This is a genomic window from Thioalkalivibrio sp. HL-Eb18, from assembly GCF_000364985.1.
Taxonomy (GTDB): Bacteria; Pseudomonadota; Gammaproteobacteria; order Ectothiorhodospirales; family Ectothiorhodospiraceae; genus Thioalkalivibrio.
Genome location: NZ_KB822969.1, coordinates 53,969 through 75,461 on the forward strand (window position 1 = coordinate 53,969; position 21,493 = coordinate 75,461).

The window sequence follows — 21,493 nt, forward strand, 5'->3', positions numbered from 1 at the left end:
GCCCGCGACACGGCGCCAAACAGGGCCCGGATAGTTGGTTCAAGTCAGCGTCCTATGCTATAAAGCGCGCGCCTCGCTGGCAATTCGGCGGGGTCGGGAGGCGGCCGGAAGCCGGCGGTCTCGCGGAACCTTAATCCACACACGCATCGACACGGTCTGTCGGGTGCCCGCCAGGAGGCTTCGGTCTCGTGCTCGGGTTTCAGATCGGGATGCGTGGAGGCTCAACCCGTTACAGGAGAAATCTAATGTCCCTCGTGACTATGCGACAGATGCTGGAAGCCGGTGTGCATTTCGGCCACCAGACGCGTTACTGGCATCCCAAAATGGCCCCGTACATCTTCGGGGAACGCAACAAGATTCATATCATCAACCTCGAGAAGTCCCTGCCGATGTTCAACGATGCGTTGAACTTCCTTGGCAAGATCGCCGCAGACGGCGGCAAGATCATGTTCGTGGGCACCAAGCGCTCCGCGCGTGAAGTGGTGGCCGAAGAGGCGCGCCGTTGCGGCATGCCGTTCGTTTCCCATCGCTGGCTGGGCGGCATGCTGACCAACTTCAGCACGGTCAAGCAGTCGATCAAGCGCCTGCAGGACCTGGAGACCATGGACGCCGATGGCAGCTTCGAGGTGCTGAACAAGCGCGAAGCACTGACCCGCCGCCGCGAGAAGGACAAGCTCGAGCGCAGCCTGGGCGGCATCAAGGACATGAACCGCATGCCGGACGCGATGTTCGTGATCGACGTTGGCTACGAGAAGATCGCAGTGGCCGAGGCCAAGAAACGCGGTATCCCGGTCGTGGCGGTGGTCGATTCCAACCACTCGCCGGAAGGCGTGGACTACGTGATCCCGGGCAACGACGACGCGATGCGTGCGATCCAGCTGTACGTGGCTGCGATCGCTGACACGATCATCGAGGCCAAGGGCGCGGTGACCACGGGCGGCGTGTCCGAGGACGAGTTCGCGGGTGCGGATGCCGCTGCCGAGGGCAGTGCCGAATCCAGCGAGGCGGCCCCGGCCAACCCGGCCTGAGTGGGCATTGGGCCCGGTGCGCGATACCGCGCCCGGGCCACTTGAACCAAAGAGCCGGCCCCGGTTTGCTGCGTGGCCGGCTCGATTGACGAATTTTTCAGGAGTACATCCCGATGCAGATTACTGCTGCCCAAGTGAAAGAACTGCGCGAGCGCACCGGCGCCGGCATGATGGAGTGCAAGAAGGCACTGACCGAGACCGGGGGCGACCTGGAAGCCGCCGTGGAGGCCATGCGCAAGTCCGGCATGGCGAAGGCCGACAAGAAGGCCGGTCGTGTGGCGGCCGAAGGTCGCGTCGAGATCGTCAGCGAGGGCAACAAGGCCGTGCTGGTCGAGATCAACTGCGAGACGGACTTTGTTGGTAACGACGACAACTTCCGTGCCTTCTCCGCCCAGTGCGCCCAGATTGCCCTGAGCTCCGGTGCTGGCGACGTGGAAGGCCTGATGGCCGAGACCGTCGATGGCCAGACCCTCGAGGAGCACCGCACTCAGCTGATCGCCAAGGTCGGCGAGAACGTGCAGGTGCGTCGCTTTGATCGCCTGCAGGCCGAAGACGCGCTGGGCTTCTACCAGCACGGCACGCGCATTGGTGTCGTGGTCAGCCTGAAGGGTGGCGACGAGGCCCTCGCGAAGGACGTTGCGATGCACATTGCGGCCTCGAAGCCGGTGTGTGTGGACGAGTCCGGTGTCCCGCAGGACCTGCTCGACAAGGAACGCGCGATCTTCAAGGCGCAGGCCGAGGAATCCGGCAAGCCGGAGAACATCATCGAGAAGATGATCGAAGGCCGCATTCGCAAGTACCTCGCCGAGATCACCCTGGTCGGTCAGCCGTTCGTGAAGGACCCGGATCAGACCGTTGGCCAGCTGCTGGAAGCGAAGGGCGCCTCGGTTACCGGTTTCCTGCGCTACGAGGTGGGCGAAGGCATCGAGAAGAAAAAAGAGAACTTCGCCGAAGAAGTGATGGCTCAAGCCCGCGGGGCCTGATCCGCCGAATCGCTTTGGCGTAGACTCCCGATGCGGTCGCAGGACGCGCCCGCATCGCTCGCCGGCCGGCAAGCACGGCCATTGATGACAGGTGCAGGACCCGAGCCCGATAAAGGAGCCCAATGAGTCAGGACAGGCAGCCCGCGTACAGGCGCATCCTTCTGAAGTTAAGCGGGGAGGCCCTGATGGGCCAGCAATCCTATGGGGTGGACCCGGATGTCCTGGCGCAGGTCGCCGAAGAGGTGTCGGAGCTTTCGAGCATGGGTGTCGAGGTCGGCATCGTGATCGGAGGGGGCAACATCTTTCGTGGCGCCGGTCTCGCCCAGGGTGGCATGGACCGGGTTACGGGCGACCACATGGGCATGCTGGCCACGGTAATCAATGCCCTGGCCATTCAGGATGCGATCGAACGCGCGGGTCGTTTCTCCCGCGTGATGTCGGCCATCCGCATTAATCAGGTCTGCGAAGACTACATTCGCCGCCGCGCCGTGCGGCATCTGGAAAAGGGCCGGATCGTGGTGTTCGCCGCGGGAACCGGCAACCCCTTCTTTACCACCGACTCCGCCGCTTCGCTGCGCGCCATCGAGATCAATGCCGAATTGATGATCAAGGCCACCAAGGTGGACGGGGTCTATGATTCGGACCCGATGACGAGCAAGGATGCCCGCCGTTATGAACGCCTGACGTTCGACGAGGCGCTGGAACGCCGCCTGGGTGTAATGGATACGACCGCGCTGGTGATGTGTCGTGACAACGGCCTGCCCATCCGCGTGATGAACATGTTTGCAAAAGGGGACCTCCGCCGGCTGGTGATGGGCGAGCCGGTGGGAACCCTGGTCGAGGGATCCCGAGATGACTGACGCCACGATCAAGGACGCGCGCCAGCGCATGGACAAGAGCATTGAGGCCCTGCGCAACGAGCTGGCCAAGATTCGCACGGGTCGCGCGCACCCCAGTCTGCTCGAGCATGTGCATGTCGACTACTACGGCATGGAAGTGCCGATCAATCAGGTCGCGAACATCAACGCCGAGGACTCGCGCACCCTGGCCGTGGTGCCATACGAAAAGGACATGGTCGCGAAGGTGGAGAAGGCGATCATGACCTCGGACCTGGGTCTGAACCCGGCGAGCATGGGCACTGTGATCCGGGTGCCGCTGCCGGCGCTGACGGAAGAACGTCGCCGTGACCTGGTCAAGGTAGTCAGGGCCGAGGCCGAAAATGCGCGTGTTGCGGTGCGCAATATCCGCCGCGACGCCAACAACACCTTCAAGCAGGCGGTGAAGGACAAGGAGGTCTCGGAAGACGAAGAGCGCAAGGCACAGGAGCAGGTGCAAAAGCTCACCGACGACCACATCGCGAAGATCGATGCATTGCTCGAGGACAAGGAAGCCGAGTTGATGGAAGTCTGACCGGCCATCCCCGTATGCCGGTTTCCTCCGCCACAGATCCCGCGCTGCCCGGCCACGTTGCCATCATTATGGATGGCAACGGGCGCTGGGCCCAGGCCCGTGGGCTGGACCGCTCCGAAGGCCACCGAGAGGGTCTGGAGGCAACCCGCCGGGCGGTGCGTTTCTACGCCGAACACGGTATTCAGTCGCTCACGGTATTTGCGTTCAGCAGCGAGAACTGGGGTCGCCCCCGCGCCGAGGTCGAGGCGCTTTTTGAACTCTTTGTCACGGCCATCGAGGGCGAACTGCCCGAGCTGGTCGAGCGCGGCATTCGCCTGAGATTCATCGGCGATCGCGCCACATTTCCTCCAACGCTACAAACCCGTATGGGCGAGGCCGAAGAGGCCACCGCGGGCAACGAGGGGATGTGCCTGGTGGTTGCACTGGGATACGGCGGCCGCTGGGACATCCTGCAGGCGGCCAGGCGTTGGGTGGCCAGTGGTGGGTCGGAGGCCGATGGTGATGCCGAGTCCGCCTTTGCGGCCGAGTTGAGTACTGCCGGTCTGGCAGACGTGGACCTGCTGATCCGAACCGGCGGCGAACAACGCATCAGCAACTTCCTCCTGTGGCAGGCGGCCTACGCCGAAATACTGTTCATCGAGACCTACTGGCCGGATGTTGGCGTGAAGGACTTCGAGCGCAGCCTGGCCTGGTATGCCCAGCGGCAGCGGCGTTTTGGTCGTGTACCTGCCGGGGCCTGTTCAGCGACCGAGGTCCCCGGTGCTTAGAACCCGTGTAATGACCGCCGCGGTCATCGGGCTGCCCGCGCTGGCACTGATCGCGTTCGGGCCCAACTGGGCGGTGCTGGCGTTGATGGCTCTGGGAATTGGACTGGCCACCTGGGAGTGGGGCGAGCTGACCGGGCTGCACGCGGCCTGGGAACGCGCGGCGCTGGTGGTGCTGGTGCTGACGCCACTGGTGGCCTTGGGACTGACGCTGGCGCAGCCTGTGCATCTATTGGTTCTCCTGTTTGCGGTTGTCTGGTGGCTGCTGATTGTGCTGGCACTACCGTTTTACCGCTCCGGGATCGACGGGCGTGGGCCGCGCCCCAAGCTGCTCACCGTCGCGGCGGTGTTGACGCTGGTGCCCGCGGGTATGGCCATCGTCTGGCTGCATGCGCTGGCGCCCTGGCTGGTGGTGTACCTGATCGTTCTGGTGGGCTTTGCCGATACCGGTGCCTACTTCGCCGGAAAGGCCTTCGGGCGCAACGCTCTGGCGCCGCACATCAGTCCGGGGAAGACCCGCGAAGGCTTGCTCGGCGGTCTGGGCGCGGTCTTCGCCCTGGCGGTGCTGGTGGCTGGTACTTGGGGGCTGGCGCCCATGGATGCCCTGGTGTTCGTGCTGCTGTCGATCCTGATTGCGCTGGTGTCGGTGGTGGGTGACCTGTTCGAGAGCATTCTCAAGCGCCAGGCGGGTGCCAAGGACAGCGGTTCCTTGCTACCCGGTCACGGGGGTATTCTGGATCGCATCGACAGCCTGATCGCGGCGGCCCCGATCTTTCTGGCCGGCTTGCTCTGGCTGGCCTTGTTGCCCGTCCCCGGGGCATAAAGAGTCGCAGGTAACACGTTATGAGCCCCACGCGGATCACCATACTCGGTTCCACCGGCAGCATCGGCGTCAGCACCCTGGATGTCGTGTCGCGCCAGCCGGGGCGCTTTCAGGTCTATGCGTTGACCGCGCACCGCAATGTGGAACGCCTGAAGGCGCAGTGCCTGGAGTTCCGACCGCGCGTGGCCGTCGTGGCCGAGGAGGCGGCCGCGGACGCGCTTCAGCGCGAGCTGGAGGCGGCCGGGTGTGCCACCGAGGTAAGGGCAGGGCCCGACGCCCTGGCCCAGGTGGCGGCGGCACCGGAGGTGGACGCTGTGATGGCGGCCATTGTTGGCGCGGCCGGGCTCCTGCCGACTCTCGCCGCGGCCGAGGCCGGCAAACGCGTGCTGCTGGCGAACAAGGAGGCCCTGGTCATGTCCGGGGCGCTGCTGATCGATGCCGTGCGCCGCTCCGGGGCTTGTCTGTTGCCGATCGACAGCGAGCACAATGCGATTTTTCAGTGTCTGCCGACGGGGTACGTCTGTGCGGACGAGGTGAATCCGCATGGCGTCGAACGCATCTGGCTGACCGCCTCGGGTGGCCCGTTCCGCGATCGGCCCCTCAATACCTTTGGTGACATCTCGCCCGAAGAGGCCTGCGCCCACCCGAACTGGGACATGGGACGCAAGATTTCGGTCGATTCTGCCACGATGATGAACAAGGGCCTGGAAGTGATCGAGGCCTGCTGGCTGTTCGCGGTTCGACCCGCGGCCATCCAGGTCGTGCTGCATCCGCAAAGCATCGTGCACTCGATGGTGGCGTACAACGACGGCTCGGTACTTGCCCAGATGGGTAATCCCGACATGCGTACGCCGATCGCGCATGCGCTGGCCTGGCCCGACCGGGTGGCGTCCGGGGTGGCACCACTGGATCTGCTGACTGTGGGGCCGCTGGAGTTTCGCGAGCCGGAAGCCGAACGGTTCCCCGCCTTGGGGCTGGCCTACCGAGCCATGGAGCAGGGGGGTACGGCCACCGCCGTGCTGAACGCGGCGAATGAGGTCGCGGTAGAGGCCTTCCTGTCGGACCGCTTGGCCTTCAGCGATATTGCCGTGGTCATCGAGCGGACGCTGGACGCGCTGCCGACGCAGGCAGCCGATTCCCTGGGACGTGTCCTGGCGGCGGATGCCGAGGCACGCGCCCATGCCGGTAGCGAGATCGGGCGTCTGCAGCGACGGGCGGTGTCATGACGCTGCTGACCAGTTTGCTGGCGTTCGCCGTGGCCATCGGTGTGCTGGTGACGGTGCACGAGTATGGGCACTATCTGGCGGCACGCGCGATGGGGGTCAAGGTACTGCGCTTCTCGGTCGGATTCGGGCGGCCGCTGTTGAGCCGCCGGATCGGACGTGATCGAACGGAGTTCGTCGTGGCGGCCCTGCCGCTTGGCGGGTACGTGAAGATGCTTGACGAGCGCGAGGGCGACGTGGCGCCCGAGGAGCGGTATCGCGCCTTCAACAACAAGGGCCTGAAGGCGCGAACATTTATCGTGTCCGCCGGGCCGCTGGCGAATTTCCTGTTTGCGATCGTCGCTTACGGTGCGATGTTCATGATTGGCGTGGGCGGGGTGCGACCGGTAGTGGGTGACATTACCGCGGACAGCCCGGCGGCGGTCGCGGGCCTGGAGCGCGGCGAGGAGATTCTCGCGGTCGACGGGCGCGCCGTGCGGGACTGGGAGCAAACGAACCTTCGGCTCCTTGACCACGCCGTACGGGGTGATACGGTGCCGGTTCTCGTGCGCGACCGCGATGGTCGCGAGGTGGAGCGCACGCTGGATTTGCGTGATCGTCAGGCGATCCTCGGCCAGGGGCAATTCCTGGAGCAGGTGGGGCTTGCTCCGTATCGGCCGGCATTGGTCCCGCGCATCGGGCAGGTCGAGTCGGACAGTCCCGCGGCGGCGGCCGGGCTTGAACCCGGCGACCGCGTGCTGACCGTGGACGGTGACCCGATCGACGACTGGAACGACTGGGTCCGCCGCATTCAGGCGAGCCCGGAGCGTGAACAGCTCGTGCAGGTGGAACGTGGTGACCAAACGGTCGAGCTGAGGGTGACGCCGGAGGCAATCGCCACCAATGGCGAGACCATCGGGCGCATCGGTGCGGGGGTGGATCCAGATCAGCCAGCGGCGCGCGAGATGGCAGTACTGGTGCGCCAGGGCCCCGTGGAGGCCCTGGTCTCAGGGGCGGCCCGCACCTGGGATGTCTCGATTCTGACGGTCGGTATCCTCTGGCGCATGGTCACCGGCGAGGCGTCGGTCAAAAACATTAGCGGACCGGTTACCATAGCCGAGTTTGCGGGCACCACTGCGGTGATCGGGATCTCGGCCTTCCTTGGATTCCTGGCGCTGGTCAGTGTGTCGCTGGGGATTATCAACCTGTTGCCGATCCCGCTGCTGGACGGTGGCCACCTGCTGTATTACGCGGTGGAGGCGGTTAAAGGCAGCCCGGTGTCCGAGCGCGCCCAGATGATCGGGCAGCAGTTCGGCATCCTCGCGATCGCCGGGTTGATGTTGCTGGCCCTGTACAACGATTTGACACGTCTGTTCGGGTGACCCCGAAACAGCCCTTCTGAATTGGCGGAAAGCATGTCGCGAAACAGCTTGAGAGCAATAGCCCTGGTCGGGCTCCTGGGTCTGGCGGGTACGGCCTGGGGGCAGACCTACCAGATCGAGGATATCGAGATCGAGGGGCTGGAACGGATTACCGCCGGTACGGCGCTGAGCTATCTGCCAGTCGAAGTGGGCGACACCTTCGACGAAAGCCAGAGCCCGGACATCATCCGCGAGATGTTCCAGACGGGGTTTTTCGACGACGTGGAGATTGCCCGGCGCGGGAACGTGCTGGTGGTGATTGTCTCCGAGCGCCCGGCGATCAACGAGATCAACTTTTCCGGGAACCGCGACATTCCCGACGACGGCTTGCGCGAGGCGCTTGAAGCGGCCGGACTGCGTAGCGGCCGCGTGTTCAACCGGACAATGCTGGACCGGATCGAGAGCGAGCTGCGTCAGCAGTACTTTGCCCGTGGTCGCTACAACGTCGAGGTCGATGTCGAGATTATCGACCTGCCGCGCAACCGTGTGGATATCGAGATCGATATCGCCGAAGGCCCTGTGGCGCGGATCCAGCAGGTCAATGTGGTGGGCAACGAGACCTTCACCGACCGCGAGCTGACTCGCCGGTTTGATTCGGGCGTGCCCCGCTGGTGGGCCTTTTTCAGTCGGCGGGACCACTATTCCCGCGAGAAATTGTCGGGCGATCTGGAGCAGCTGCGTTCGCATTATCTGGACGAGGGCTTTCTCGAGTTCGATATCGATTCCACCCAGGTGACCCTGACACCGGACCGCCGCGATCTGTTCATCACGATTAACGTGGATGAGGGGGAGCGCTATACCGTCACCGGATTCGACCTGGCGGGCGATTTCGTGGTGTCGCGGGACGAGCTGGAAGAACTGGTCGACATTGACGTAGGCGAACCCTTCTCGCGCAGCCAGGTGACGCAATCGGCCGAGCGGATCACCAATCGCTTGATGCAGGACGGCTATGCATTCGCCAACGTGAATCCCGTGCCGGATGTCGACGAGGACAGCCGCGAGGTCGAGATCACCTTCTTTATCGACCCAGGCCCGCGCGTCTATGTGCGCCGTATCCAGATCACCGGTAACGAGAATACGGAGGAGCGCGTCTATCGCCGCGAGCTGCGGCAGATGGAGAGCTCCTGGTACAACGGGGCCCTGATCGAACGTTCCCGCGTGCGCCTGCAGCGCCTGCCTTTTGTGCAAAGCGTGAACGTGGAGACGCAGCGGGTGCCCGGTACCGACGACGAGGTGGACCTGAACATCACGGTGACCGAGCAGCAATCCGGCGCGCTGACGCTCGGGGCGGGTTTCTCGCAGAACCAGGGCGTGCTGCTGACGGCCGGCTTGCAGCAGGACAACTTCCTGGGAACGGGTAACCGCTTCAACGCGGAGGTCAGCACCAGTCGGGTGAACCAGATCTTCCGGATGAGTGTAACCAACCCCCACTACACCCCTGCCGGGGCCAGCCGCGGGTTCTCCGTCTTCTACCGCAAGATTGACGCCGAGCGGGCGAATATCTCGCGCTACTCCTCGAACCGCTACGGGTTTGACGTGAGCTACGGGATCCCGCTGTCGGAGTTCGATCGTGTGCGGATCGTGCCCGGATTCGAGCACATCGATATTGACACGGTTGATCGCGATGGCCGGCGGGGCAGCCCGGACGAGATCTTTGACGAGATCGACGAGTTCGGCAGTTCGGCGAATTTCTACAAGATCGAGACGAGTTATATCCATGACACGCGCGATCGGACCACCTTTGCCACCCAGGGCCGACGCCACCGCATTGGTCTGGAACTTGCCGTACCCGGCAGTGATCGAGAGTTCTACAAGCTGACTTATTCGGGCGAGGAGATCTTCCGCCTGTCGGATCGCTATTCGTTCAGCCTCTCCGGTGGGATCGCCTACGCGGACGGCTACGGCGGGTCCGAGTTGCCGTTCTATGAACGGCTGTTCGCCGGCGGGATTCGGTCGGTGCGTGGCTACGAGGACAACCGCCTGGGTGACCAGCGCGAGTTGCGCGAATTCCGGGGCGAGGACGTTCCCGCGACGCGCGATTCGAACGACGACCCGTATGGTGGCCGGTTCCGCACTACGATCTCGGGCGAGTTGTTCTACCCGCTGCCGTTTGCGGCCGATAACGATGCCGTGCGGATGAGTACCTTCGTCGATGCGGGTAATGTGTTTAACGACCCGGGCGATTGGGACGTCGGCGAACTGCGGGCCTCCGCTGGCTTCGCGGTCACCTGGTTCTCGCCGGTCGGGCCGCTGAGCTTTAGTGTGGCCGAGCCGCTGAACGACCAGCCGGAGGACGACATCCAGCGCTTCCAGTTCCTGCTGGGGGCATCCTTCTGAGTGTAAGGAGCAAGAAACGATGAGTCAGCGCAGTGGGACCATGAAGGGCGGCGCCCTGGCGCTGTCCGCCGTGCTGTTGTTGGCTGGCTGGCTGGCCCTCCCGGCACAGGCCGGGGCTCAGAACGTCGCGTTTGTGACGATGAACCGCATCCTGGAGGACTCGCCGCAGGCCGAGCAGGCTATGCGCGAGCTCGAACGCGAGTTCTCCCCGCGTGACGCCGAGCTTGTGGCCGAACGGGAAGAGCTGCAGCGCATGCGTGACCGGCTGGAGCGCGACGGGGACATGATGAATCCCTCTGAGCGGGCCGATCTGGAGCGGGAGTTTTCCCAGCGCTCGCGAGAGTTCCGGCGCGCCCAGGAGAGCTTCAGCGAGGACCTGAACGTGCGCCGTAACGAAGAACTCTCCCGGCTGCAGCGGCGGATCAACGACGCCATCGTGGAACTGGCGCGCGAACGCGAGATCGACGTCATCCTCACCGAGCGCAATGTGCTCTACGCCAGCGACCGGGTCGACATCACGGACGATATCCTTGCCGCAATGCAGCGCGACGACTGAGCGGGTGATTACCGCTGGGGCGCTGGCCGAGTATCTGGGCGGCGACCTCAAGGGATCGGCCGAGATCCCGTTGCGAGGTCTGGCAACGCTTGCACAGGCCGGGCCGGCCGATGTGGCCTTTGTGACGAATCCCGATCGCTATCGTGATGCCCTGGAGTCGACCCAAGCGGGCTGTGTGCTGGTCCCCCGTTCGGGTATCAAGCCAGGGTCGACGACTGCGCATGCGTGGATTGCCGTCGACAACCCCTATCGGGCCTATGGACAGGTGTCCCGCTGGTTGGCGGCCGGTCGCCGGGACGCCGTTCCCGGAGTGGACGCAAGCGCGCGAGTGCATCCGGATGCGCATCTTGCCGCCGATGTGCAGGTTGGACCCGGCGCGGTCGTTGGAGCTGGATCACGGGTCGGTGCAGGGTCGGTGATCGGAGCAAATAGTGTGCTCGGGGAGCGCGTCGAACTGGGGGAGAGGTGCTACCTGCATCCCCGCGTCAGCCTGCTGGATGACGTGAAGGTTGGCAAACGCGCCATCATCCATTGTGGCGCGGTACTGGGCGCGGATGGGTTTGGATTCGCACCCGGCCCGGATTCCTCCTGGGAGAAGATCGAGCAATTGGGAGATGTGCGCGTGGGCGATGATGTGGAGATCGGTGCGAACTCCACCATCGATCGCGGATCGCTGGAGTCCACACGGATCGGCAACGGGGTCAAGATCGACAACCTCGTCCATGTTGCCCATAACGTTCAGATTGGCGACCATACGGCCATTGCGGGTTGTGTGGGGATTGCGGGCAGCGCACGCATCGGGGCGCATTGCGCCATTGGGGGCGGGGTCGGGATTCTCGGCCACCTGGCGATCGCCGATCGGGTGACACTGCACGCGATGACGCTCGTCACGCGCTCGATTGATCGACCGGGGGAGTATGCATCCGGTGTCCCGCACCAGGAGGCCCGGCTGTGGAACCGGATGCTGGCACGGCTGCGTCGGCTCGCCCGGACCCGGGATGCGTGAATCCCGCTTGTGTTGGAGTCGTCCTTTGGTCTCGGCTCGTCAGAATCAACAAAAAAGGAATGCCGCGTGGATGACTTCAACGTCCAGGAGATCATGCGCTATCTGCCGCATCGATATCCGTTTCTCATGGTCGACCGGGTGCTGGAATGGGAGCCCGGCGGCTATCTGACCGGGATCAAGAACGTCAGTATCAATGAGCCCTATTTTCAGGGGCATTTCCCGATCAAGCCAGTGATGCCCGGAGTGTTGATCCTCGAGGCGCTGGCACAGGCCACAGGCCTTCTGGCGTTCAAGACCGAAGAAGCGCGCAACGAGAACCAGGACAAGCAGCAGCTGTATCTGTTTGTGGGGATCGACGAAGCACGCTTTCGCCGCCAGGTGGTGCCCGGCGATCAGTTGCACCTGCGTGTTGATCTCAAGCGCACCATGCGCGGCATCTGGCGCTTTGATGCGGTCGCCCGTGTGGGTGACGACGTCTGTGCCACGGCGCAGCTGATGTGTTCCGGGCAGGAAATCCCCTCGTGATCGACCCGCGGGCCGATGTACACCCGAGCGCGGAGCTGGACTCCTCGGTCGAGGTCGGGCCGTTCAGCGTGATCGGCCCGAATGTGCGGATTGGGGCCGGTACCCGTGTGGGGCCTCATGTCGTGATTCGGGGCCCGACCGAGATCGGCCGCGAGAATCGGATTTTCCAGTTCTCCTCGATCGGCGAGGAGCCGCAGGATACGACCTACAAGGGCGAGCCGACGCGGCTGGTGATCGGGGATCGCAACGTGATCCGCGAATCGGTCACGCTGCACCGCGGTACGGAGAAGGGGCTGGGCGAGACCGTGATCGGTCACGACAACCTGATCATGGCCTATGTGCACATCGCGCACGACTGCACCATCGGTAACAAGATCATCTTCTCGAACGCGACCTCGCTGGCCGGTCACGTCGAGATTCAGGACAACGTGACACTGGGCGGTTTTACCCTGGTGCACCAGTTCTGTCGCGTGGGTACCTTTGCCTTTACCAGCATGGGGGCGGCGCTGAACCGCGACCTGCCGCCCTACTGCCTGGCCAGCGGCAACTACGCGCGGCTGATCGGGATCAACAAGGTCGGGTTGCGCCGCAATGGTTTCTCGAATGAGGCGATCCAGGCGCTGCATCGCGTCTTTATCCTCGGCATGCGTGGTCGCGCCGGCCGCGAGCGCCATCTGGAGACGATGTTCGACGAGACCGAGGTCCCGGAGGTGCGCAACCTGATCGGGTTCGTGCGCAACAGCCAGCGCGGCATACTCCGAGGGGGGCGCCCGCACTGACACCGGTTTGCCGTGTCAGGGCTCGACCAGGCGTCCCTGGTTGAGGAGCTCCCGTGCCATCTCGGCGATTCGGCGATTGGCCCCGCCTTCCCCCAGGCGCTCGCGAATCGAGGCCAGGGATTCGCGCATCGCGCCGAGCCGCTCCGGGTGCCGGAGCAGGTCGAGCGCGTCCGACGCGAGGCGTTCCGGGTTTGCCTGACGTTGAAGGTATTCCGGGACCAGTCGTTCCCCCGCGACGATGTTGACCAGGGCGATATTCTCCAGGCGGACCAGGCGTGAAAAGACCGCGTGGCTGAGACTCCCCATCCGGTAGAACACCAGCATCGGTGCCTGGAGCAGGCCGGCCTCGAGCGTGGCCGTACCCGAGGCAATCAGCAGCAGATCGGCATCCGCCATCAGCGCGTGCGTGCCATCCTCGCCGGAGACAAACGAAATCGGCAGGCCATCTCGCGGGGCCAGAGCATCCAGGCGTGGTGGGTCAACGCCCGGGGCCAGTGCGACGGCGAAGCGCAGCGAGGCGTCCTCCCTGTGCATCCGGCGCGCGGTCGCGACCAGGAGCGGCCAGTGGCGCTTGAGCTCTCCGCTGCGGCTGCCGGGCAAGAGTCCGACCACGCGTTCATCTTCGGCGACGGCGATCCGTTCCGCTAGCGGTACGGTGGGTGCCTGGACCCGGTCCACCAGTGGATTGCCGACGTAGCGCACCGGGACTCCCGCGCGTTCATAGATCGCGGTCTCGAAGGGAAACAGCACCGCCATCGCGTCGACGCACTGCTGAATCCGGCGGATACGCCCGGATCGCCAGGCCCACAGCTGGGGGCTGACATAGAACAGGACCGGGATACCCAGGCGTCGTGCATGCGCCGCCAGGCGCAGGTTGAATTCGACGTAGTCGACCAGGACCAGCAGATCCGGGCGGGTATTGTCCAGGTGGGTACACATTCGCCGGAACAGTCGGCGCAGGCGCGGGTAGTTCACCAGTACGTCGACGAGCCCGACGACCGCGAGTTCCTCGACATCGATCAGTGTCTCGACACCCGCATCGCGCATCTGCGCGCCCCCCATGCCGGAGTAGCGCACCGCGGGCTCCAGGGTCGCCAGTTCGCGCACCAGCCCGGCACCCAGGGCATCGCCGGAGCTCTCTCCGGCGCAGATGACCACGTGGCGTTCCATGGGGCCGGGTCTGTTTCGGTGCCTAGGCGAGGGCGCGCCGGATGGTGTCGCAGATCCTCTCGATCTGGCCGTCCTCGAGCTCGGGGAACACCGGAAGCGACAGACAGCGTGCGGTGACGGATTCCGTGACCGGAAGACTCGTCGGCAGATTCGGAAGGTCCGCGAAGGCCTTTTGCTGGTGCAGCGGCACTGGGTAGTAGATCGCGTGCGCGATCTCGGCCTCTTTCAAGGCCTGCATGATCGCGTCACGGTGATCGGTCAGCAGCGTGTACTGGTGGTAGACATGCGTACCAATCCCGTCCTCGTGCGGGGTCTGAACCGGCAGGCCCTCCAGGCCCTTGCGGTAACTGGCGGCGACGCGCCGGCGCTGGGCGTTGTATTCGTCGATGTGCGGCAGTTTCACCCGCAGGATCGCCGCCTGCATCTCGTCCAGGCGGCTGTTGTAGCCCACTTCGTCGTGGTAGTACCGCTCGCTGGACCCGTGGTTGCGCAGCCGCTTCAGGGCCTCGGCCGAGGTCGGGCAGCTGGTGGTGACCAGGCCGCCGTCGCCGAAGGCCCCGAGGTTCTTCGAGGGGAAAAACGAGAAGCAGCCAAAGGCATTGGCGGATCCGGTCTGCGCACCGTCGATGGTGGCACCAAAGGACTGGGCGCAATCCTCGACAATGAGCAGCTTGTGGCGTTCGGCGATGGCTTGCAGGCGCGGCAGGTCGGCTGGTTGTCCGAACAGATGCACCGGAATGATGGCCCTGGTGCTTTCGGTGATCGCGGCCTCGACCTGCTCCGGATCGATGTTGAAGGTGTCGGGATCGATGTCCACGAACACCGGGTCGGCCCCGACATAGCGAATCGCCTCGGCGGTGGCGATGAACGTGAACGGCGTGGTGATCACCTCGTCGCCCGGGCCGATGCCTGCGGCGGCCAGGGCCAGATGCAGCGCATCGGTCCCCGAGGCGCAGGTGATCGCATGTTCCACACCGAGATAGCGCGCCAGCTCGTCTTCCAGTGCCTGGACATTGGGGCCCAGGATGTAGCGGGCCCCGGACAGGACCTCCTGCAGCGCGGCATCGATTTCGGGACGCAGGCTCTGGTACTGGCGCTGCAGGTCGACCATCGGGATCACGACTTGACTCCTGTGCGGGTGTTGTCGAGGTGGCTGTGGGGGCCGTCGGCCTGGCCCATCACGTTGAGATTCTGATAGACGAGCTTTGTGATCTGCTCGGCGGTGGCCAGCGCACGCTGCCCGTCGCGGCCGCTGACCACGACCGGGCCTTCGCCGCGCACGGCGGCCACGAAGGCGCGGATCTCGGCGAGCAGGGCATCGGCCTCGTCGAACACGCTCTCGTCCCGGTGGATCTCCGGGGCGCCGGTCTCGGGGTCGGGTGCTCCGATTCGGTTCAGCGAGAGGATGCGGTTCTGAAAGTCCACCGAGGCGTAGGCGTGCGACTGGAAGATGCGCATGCGGCGCTCGGACTTGTTGCTCACGCGCGAGGAGGTCACGTTCGCGACGCAGCCGTTGGCGAACTCCAGACGGGCGTTGGCAATGTCGATGTCCTGCGTCAGCACGCGGGCGCCGGAGGCACGGACCTCGGTCAGCGGCGAATCCGTCAGGGACAGGATGATATCGATGTCGTGAATCATCAGATCCAGCACCACGGAGACATCCGTTGCACGGGGCTTGTACGGCGCGAGACGGTGCGATTCGATAAAGCGCGGATGCAGCGGATCGTCGGTCAGCCGGCGCAGGGCGGCATTGAAACGCTCCAGATGCCCGACCTGTAATACCACGCCCTTGGCCTCGGCCAGCTGGTTCAGGGCCTCGGCCTGCTCCAGCGTCGCGGTGATCGGTTTTTCCACCAGCACATGGCACCCGGCGTCGAGGAAGTCCCGCGCGATGTCGTAGTGCAGGGTGGTCGGCGCGGCGATCGAGACCGCATCGACCTGGCCAAGCAGTTCGCGGTGATCGGTGACGGCGGCGCAGCCATGTTCGGCGGCGACACGCTCGGCGGTGGTGGCGTCGGCATCGGCTACGGCGACCAGCTCGGTTTCTGGCAGGGCGGCGTATTTGGCAGCATGCCATTTGCCGAGGTGACCGACGCCGATCGCGGCGCAGCGCAGGGGATTCTGAGACATGGGCGGGCTCGGGGTTCGTGGGGCGTGTGCTAGGATTTCCGGCGCTATTGTAACGGATCGTCCGGACGGCGCATGTCCGCGATTCATTCCCGCTATTGTCCAGGGAAACACGGGTTTCAGTGTTTCCTAAACCCGGCCGGGGGTTCGATGTCCGCAAACAGGGTGACAAACGCTTGGGTCGCGGGCGTCGACGAGGTGGGGCGTGGCCCCCTGGCCGGCCCGGTGGTGGCGGCTGCGGTGATCCTGCCGGAGAGTTTTGCAGCACCGGGGCTGACCGATTCCAAGAAACTTTCGGCCGGGCGCCGGCAGGCGCTGGATGTCGAGATTCGCGAACGGGCGGTAGCCTGGGCGCTGGGCCGTGCCGAGGCGGCCGAGATTGACGCATTGAACATCCATCGCGCGACCCTGCTGGCGATGCAGCGCGCGGTGGCCGCATTGTCGCAGGCGCCGGATCACTTGCTGGTCGATGGCCGCTTCACGCCAGAGGGCCCCTGGAGTGCCGAGGCGATCGTCGGCGGGGATGGCTCCGTAGCGGCGATCAGTGCGGCCTCGATCATCGCCAAGGTGGCGCGTGACGCGGAAATGACGGCCCTGCACGAGCGCTATCCCGACTACGGCTTTGATCGCCATGCCGGCTACCCGACGGCCTACCACCGCGACGCGCTGGCGCGCCTCGGGCCGTGTGTGGAGCATCGTCGGAGCTTTGGGCCAGTGGCGCGGGCACTGGCCGCTGTTGCGGGGGAAGAAGCATGAGCGGCGAATGGCACGACCCCGGTTTTGTGCACCTGCGGGTGCACTCCGAGTACTCGCTGATCGACGGGCTGGTGCGCCTGAAGCCGCTGGTCGCGGCGGTCGCGGAGAAGGGCATGCCCGCGGTGGCGGTGACCGATCACTGCAACCTGTTCGGACTGGTGAAATTCTACCGGGCGGCCATTGCCCAGGGCGTGCAGCCGATCATCGGGGCCGATCTGCTGGTGCGGGATGCCCGCGCCGACGGGAGCGTGGCGCGCATGACGCTGCTTGCGCAGAACGACCCCGGCTACCGCAACCTCACCCGACTGATCTCGCGGGCCTGGCAGGAAGGTCAGGAAAAGGGCATCCCTCGGATCGACGCGGAATGGCTGGACAGCGCGGCCGAGGGCCTGATCGCGCTGTCGGGTGGCATCGATGGTCTGTTCGTGAGCGGCTCGGGCGTCGCGCGCGTATTGACCCACGATGATCTTGCCCCCTGGCTGAAGCGTTTTCCCGGGCGCTTCTATCTGGAGCTGACGCGCACCGAGCGCCCGGGCGAGGAGGCCTGGATCGAGCAGGCCCTCGCGGCGGCGGAGCAATTCGAGCTGCCCGTGGTGGCGACCAACGACGTTCGCTTCCTGAAGGCCGAGGACTTCGAGGCCCACGAGGCGCGCGTCTGTATCCATGATGGCACCACGCTGGATGACCCCTCGCGCCCGCGGCGCTACTCCGAGCATCAGTACCTCGCCACCCCGCAGGAGATGGCGGAACGCTTCTCGGATATCCCCGAGGCCCTGGCGAACTCGGTGGCGATCGCCCGGCGCTGCAGTGTCAGCCTCACGCTCGGGGAGTCGGTGTTGCCGGATTTCCCGGTGCCGGAGGGCTACACGGTCGAGGATCACCTGCGCGAGACCTCGGCGAAGGGGCTCGAGGCCCGGCTGGAACGTTTTCAGTTTGCCGAGCGCTCGGAGTACGAGGAACGCCTGAAGCTCGAACTGGACGTGATCTGCCAGATGGGTTTCCCCGGCTACTTCCTGATCGTCGCCGACTTCATCCAGTGGGCCAAGGACAATGGCATCCCGGTGGGCCCGGGGCGTGGCTCGGGTGCGGGTTCGCTGGTGGCCTATGTGCTGGGAATTACTGACCTCGATCCATTGCGTTACGAGCTTCTCTTCGAGCGGTTTCTTAACCCTGAGCGCGTCTCCATGCCCGACTTCGATGTCGATTTCTGCATGGAGAAACGCGACGACGTGATCGACTACGTGGCCGAGCGTTACGGGCGCGACAAGGTCTCGCAGATCATCACCCACGGCACCATGGCCGCGAAGGCGGTCGTGCGCGACTGTGGCCGCGTACTGGGTTATGGCTACGGATTTGTCGACCGTATCGCCAAGCTGATCCCGTTCGAGCTGGGCATGACCCTGGACAAGGCCCTGGCCGAGAGCGAGGACCTGAAGACGCAGTACGACCAGGACGAGGAGGTGCGAGGGATCATCGATCTGGCGCTCAAGCTCGAGGGGCTTACGCGCAACGCGGGCAAGCACGCCGGCGGCGTGGTGATTGCACCGTCTGCGCTGACCGACTTCTCGCCACTGTACTGCGAAGACGATGGCGGGTCGCTGGTGACCCACTTCGACAAGGACGACGTCGAGGCCGTGGGCCTGGTGAAGTTCGACTTTCTGGGGCTGCGCACACTAACGATCATCGACTGGGCGGTCGAGAACGTGCGCAAGATGGACCCGGAGGCCCGCATCGACCTGGATGCGGTCCCGCTGGATGACCCCGACACCTTCAAGCTGCTGAAGGCCTACCAGACCACCGCGGTGTTCCAACTGGAATCGGGCGGGATGAAGGACCTGATTCGCCGCCTGCAGCCAGACAGCTTCGAGGACATCATCGCCTTGGTGGCCCTGTACCGTCCGGGCCCGTTGCAGTCCGGAATGGTGGATGACTTCATCGACCGCAAGCACGGCCGCGCGCAGGTGGAGTACCCGCATCCGGATCTGGAGCCGATCCTGCAGCCGACCTACGGGGTCATCCTGTACCAGGAGCAGGTCATGCAGATCGCCCAGGTGCTGGCGAACTACACCCTGGGCGGCGCCGACCTGCTGCGACGCGCGATGGGCAAGAAAAAGCCCGAGGAGATGGCCAAGCAGCGCCAGATCTTCATGGAGGGTGCTCTGGGGCGCGGGGTCGAGGAGAGTACCGCGACCTACATTTTCGATCTGATGGAGAAGTTCGCCGGCTACGGCTTCAACAAGTCGCACTCGGCTGCCTACGCCCTGGTCGCCTACCAGACTGCCTGGCTGAAGGCGCATTATCCGGCGCCGTTCATGGCGGCGGTGCTGTCCGCGGATATGGACAACACCGACAAGGTCGTGGGCCTGATCGAGGAATGCCGGAATATGGGTCTGGAGGTCCTGCCGCCAGATGTGAACCAGTCGGACTACCGTTTTACCTGCCTCAATGCGCAAACGGTGGTCTATGGCCTCGGGGCGATCAAGGGTGTGGGCGAGTCGGCGATCGAGACACTGCTGAAGGCGCGTGCGGTGGATGGTCCCTTCCACGGGCTGATCGACCTGTGCCAGCGCGTGGACCTGTCCAAGCTGAACAAGCGCGTGCTGGAGACGCTGGTGCGTGCGGGTGCGCTGGATGCGATCGGCGCGAACCGCGCGACGCTGCTGAACGACATCCCCACCGCCGTGGCCGCGGCGGAGCAGACCGAGCGCAACGCGAGCCTGGGGGTGGTGGATCTGTTTGGCGACCCGGCGGCGGCCGTGGTCCCCGAGAGCGAGACCCTCCCGGAGATGGAGGATGATGACCGCCTGCGCGGGGAGAAGGAGACGCTGGGCCTGTACCTGACCGGGCACCCGGTCGAACGCTATCGTGCAGAACTCAAGCGGCTGACGGGCAGCACGTTCGCCGAACTGGAGGCGAAGCTGGAGCAGCGGCCCGATGACGGTGGCCAGCAGGGGCGGCGCGGGCGGCAGGAGACGGTGCGCATTGCCGGCCTGGTCGTGGGGGTGCGAGTGCGCAACACGCAGAACGGGCGCATGGGCATCGCGACCCTGGATGATCGCAGCGGACGTGCCGAGATCGTGCTGTTCAATGACGACTTCAATACTTATCGCGATCGGCTGGAGCCGGACACCCTCCTGGTGGCCGAGGGGACGGTGGCGCTGGATGACTATGCCGGCGGTATCCGCATGCGGGCCCGGGCGGTGTACACGCTGGACGAGGCTCGGGCGCAGTGGGCACGCGCTCTGCACCTGTGTCTGGAGGGGGTGCGTGCCGAGCAGGTAGAGAACCTGCGCGGCCTGATGCAAGAACATCGCGATGGCCAGTGCCGAGTCCACCTGTGCTACCGCCGGGACGGCCTCGAGGCCGAACTGAGTCTGCCCGAGGGCTGGGCCATCCGTCCGGACGAGCGGTTGCTGCGCAACCTGCAGCAGACCCTGGGGCCGGGTTGCGAGGCCCAGGTCCTGTACGGCCGGTGATTCTGTGGGCATCTGCGAAGTCGGGCGTTGTCATCAATAGCCCTGAACCAGGGCATGTTGCTGCGCAACCGTCCCGGCGGGTCTCGAACGGGCAGCGAAGTGCGGGGTAATTGGTTACAATTCCGCGCCTGACGCCCACCTTTCCGACGCGGGACCCTGCATGAATCCGGATTTTCTCGACTTCGAACAGCCCATCGCCGAACTGGAAGCCAAGATTCGGGATCTGCGCTATGTGGGTGACGATGCCGAGGTCAACATCCAGGAAGAGATCCAGCGCCTCGAGGAAAAGTGCCGTTCGCTGACGGAGAGTATCTTCGCCAAGCTCACCCCCTGGCAGGTGGCGCAGATGTCGCGCCACCCGAAGCGTCCGTACACGCTGGACTATATCCCGCAGCTGTTCGACGAGTTCGAGGAACTCCACGGTGACCGGACCTACGCGGATGATCCGGCGATCGTCGGTGGCGTGGCCCGCCTCGACGGGCGCCCGGTAATGATCATTGGCCACCAGAAGGGGCGCCAGACGCGCGAGAAGGTGTACCGCAACTTCGGGATGCCACGGCCGGAGGGTTACCGCAAGGCCCTGCGCCTGATGGAGACGGCCGAGCGTTTTCGGTTGCCGGTCCTCACGTTCATCGACACCCCGGGCGCCTATCCGGGTGTCGGTGCCGAGGAGCGCGGCCAGAGCGAGGCGATTGCCCGCAATCTGATGGTGATGGCGCGGCTGGATACCCCGATTATCGCGACGGTGATCGGCGAGGGCGGCTCCGGTGGCGCGCTGGCGATCGGGGTCGGCGATGCCACGCTGATGCTGCAGTACTCGACCTACTCGGTCATCTCGCCGGAAGGCTGTGCCTCCATTCTCTGGAAGAGTGCCGAACGCGCGTCCGAGGCGGCGGAGGCGCTGGGTATTACCTCGCAGCGGCTGCACGACCTGGGGCTGGTCGATCGCATTGTCCCCGAGCCGCTGGGCGGCGCCCATCGCGATCCGGAGACGATGTCGGCGCACCTGCGCGCGGCACTGCTGGAAACCCTGGATGGCCTGGAGGCGCTGGACCCGGCCAAGCGGCTGGATCGGCGTTACCGCCGCCTGATGGACTACGGTGCCTTCCAGGAAGCCGCCTCCTGAGACG

Annotated in this window: 19 protein-coding genes; 16 read left to right on the plus strand and 3 right to left on the minus strand. The window is 65.0% G+C overall.

Annotated elements, in window-relative coordinates; genetic code table 11:
- The first annotated feature begins 245 nt into the window (after positions 1-245).
- The 13 genes from rpsB to lpxA all read left to right on the plus strand — a co-directional run bounded on the left by rpsB (position 246) and on the right by lpxA (position 12,834).
- Entirely contained in the window at positions 246-1,028 is a 783-nt protein-coding gene (rpsB, locus tag F813_RS0108785) for a 30S ribosomal protein S2 (RefSeq protein ID WP_017926279.1), read from the plus strand.
- A 113-nt stretch (positions 1,029-1,141) separates the two neighbouring features.
- On the plus strand, positions 1,142-2,011 hold the full coding sequence (tsf, locus tag F813_RS0108790; protein ID WP_017926280.1) for a translation elongation factor Ts: 870 nt from the start codon (positions 1,142-1,144) through the stop codon (positions 2,009-2,011).
- Positions 2,012-2,133: 122 nt separating this feature from the next.
- Positions 2,134-2,871: a UMP kinase gene (pyrH, locus tag F813_RS0108795; protein WP_012982884.1), complete on the plus strand. Its 738-nt coding sequence runs from the start codon at positions 2,134-2,136 to the stop codon at positions 2,869-2,871.
- The gene (gene frr, locus F813_RS0108800; protein WP_012982883.1) at positions 2,864-3,421 is read left to right on the plus strand and encodes a ribosome recycling factor; all 558 of its coding nucleotides are present in this window, start codon (positions 2,864-2,866) and stop codon (positions 3,419-3,421) included. The genes pyrH and frr overlap by 8 nt, the downstream gene beginning before the upstream one ends.
- Positions 3,422-3,435: 14 nt before the next feature.
- Positions 3,436-4,188: a polyprenyl diphosphate synthase gene (uppS, locus tag F813_RS0108805; RefSeq protein ID WP_012982882.1), complete on the plus strand. Its 753-nt coding sequence runs from the start codon at positions 3,436-3,438 to the stop codon at positions 4,186-4,188.
- A 10-nt stretch (positions 4,189-4,198) separates the two neighbouring features.
- Positions 4,199-5,008 carry a phosphatidate cytidylyltransferase gene (locus F813_RS0108810; protein WP_017926281.1) on the plus strand — a complete coding sequence of 270 codons (810 nt, stop codon included), beginning with the start codon at positions 4,199-4,201 and terminating at the stop codon, positions 5,006-5,008.
- A 20-nt stretch (positions 5,009-5,028) separates the two neighbouring features.
- A complete protein-coding gene (gene ispC / locus F813_RS0108815) occupies positions 5,029-6,234 on the plus strand; it encodes a 1-deoxy-D-xylulose-5-phosphate reductoisomerase (RefSeq protein WP_017926282.1) in 1,206 nt (401 codons plus the stop codon).
- Positions 6,231-7,592: an RIP metalloprotease RseP gene (gene rseP, locus F813_RS0108820; RefSeq protein ID WP_017926283.1), complete on the plus strand. Its 1,362-nt coding sequence runs from the start codon at positions 6,231-6,233 to the stop codon at positions 7,590-7,592. The genes ispC and rseP overlap by 4 nt, the downstream gene beginning before the upstream one ends.
- Before the next feature lie 33 nt (positions 7,593-7,625).
- On the plus strand, positions 7,626-9,968 hold the full coding sequence (bamA, locus tag F813_RS0108825) for an outer membrane protein assembly factor BamA (protein ID WP_017926284.1): 2,343 nt from the start codon (positions 7,626-7,628) through the stop codon (positions 9,966-9,968).
- 19 nt (positions 9,969-9,987) lie between these two features.
- Positions 9,988-10,524 (plus strand): OmpH family outer membrane protein, encoded by a 537-nt coding sequence (locus tag F813_RS0108830; RefSeq protein WP_012982877.1) that lies wholly within the window; start codon positions 9,988-9,990, stop codon positions 10,522-10,524.
- A 4-nt stretch (positions 10,525-10,528) separates the two neighbouring features.
- Entirely contained in the window at positions 10,529-11,530 is a 1,002-nt protein-coding gene (lpxD, locus tag F813_RS0108835) for a UDP-3-O-(3-hydroxymyristoyl)glucosamine N-acyltransferase (protein ID WP_012982876.1), read from the plus strand.
- 66 nt (positions 11,531-11,596) lie between these two features.
- Entirely contained in the window at positions 11,597-12,055 is a 459-nt protein-coding gene (fabZ, locus tag F813_RS0108840; protein ID WP_017926285.1) for a 3-hydroxyacyl-ACP dehydratase FabZ, read from the plus strand.
- Entirely contained in the window at positions 12,052-12,834 is a 783-nt protein-coding gene (gene lpxA, locus F813_RS0108845; RefSeq protein WP_017926286.1) for an acyl-ACP--UDP-N-acetylglucosamine O-acyltransferase, read from the plus strand. The genes fabZ and lpxA overlap by 4 nt, the downstream gene beginning before the upstream one ends.
- Positions 12,835-12,849: 15 nt before the next feature.
- On the opposite strand, the gene lpxB is transcribed toward lpxA, so the two are convergent.
- From lpxB to F813_RS0108860, 3 genes are read right to left on the minus strand one after another with little or no spacing between them, the layout of a single operon-like run.
- Positions 12,850-14,004 (minus strand): lipid-A-disaccharide synthase, encoded by a 1,155-nt coding sequence (gene lpxB / locus F813_RS0108850; RefSeq protein ID WP_017926287.1) that lies wholly within the window; start codon positions 14,002-14,004, stop codon positions 12,850-12,852.
- A 22-nt stretch (positions 14,005-14,026) separates the two neighbouring features.
- Positions 14,027-15,124, minus strand: a complete 1,098-nt coding sequence (locus F813_RS0108855; protein WP_017926288.1) for a DegT/DnrJ/EryC1/StrS aminotransferase family protein — start codon at positions 15,122-15,124, stop codon at positions 14,027-14,029.
- The gene (locus tag F813_RS0108860; protein ID WP_017926289.1) at positions 15,121-16,134 is read right to left on the minus strand and encodes a Gfo/Idh/MocA family protein; all 1,014 of its coding nucleotides are present in this window, start codon (positions 16,132-16,134) and stop codon (positions 15,121-15,123) included. The genes F813_RS0108855 and F813_RS0108860 overlap by 4 nt, the downstream gene beginning before the upstream one ends.
- Before the next feature lie 147 nt (positions 16,135-16,281).
- Here F813_RS0108860 and rnhB point away from each other — a divergent pair, with 147 nt between their 5' ends.
- The 3 genes from rnhB to F813_RS0108875 all read left to right on the plus strand — a co-directional run bounded on the left by rnhB (position 16,282) and on the right by F813_RS0108875 (position 21,489).
- Positions 16,282-16,887, plus strand: a complete 606-nt coding sequence (rnhB, locus tag F813_RS0108865) for a ribonuclease HII (protein ID WP_017926290.1) — start codon at positions 16,282-16,284, stop codon at positions 16,885-16,887.
- Complete coding sequence (gene dnaE / locus F813_RS0108870) at positions 16,884-20,363, plus strand: DNA polymerase III subunit alpha (RefSeq protein WP_017926291.1); 3,480 nt, start codon at positions 16,884-16,886, stop codon at positions 20,361-20,363. Before rnhB ends, dnaE begins: the two co-directional genes overlap by 4 nt.
- A gap of 160 nt (positions 20,364-20,523) precedes the next feature.
- Positions 20,524-21,489: an acetyl-CoA carboxylase carboxyltransferase subunit alpha gene (locus F813_RS0108875; protein WP_012982868.1), complete on the plus strand. Its 966-nt coding sequence runs from the start codon at positions 20,524-20,526 to the stop codon at positions 21,487-21,489.
- Positions 21,490-21,493 lie beyond the last annotated feature (4 nt).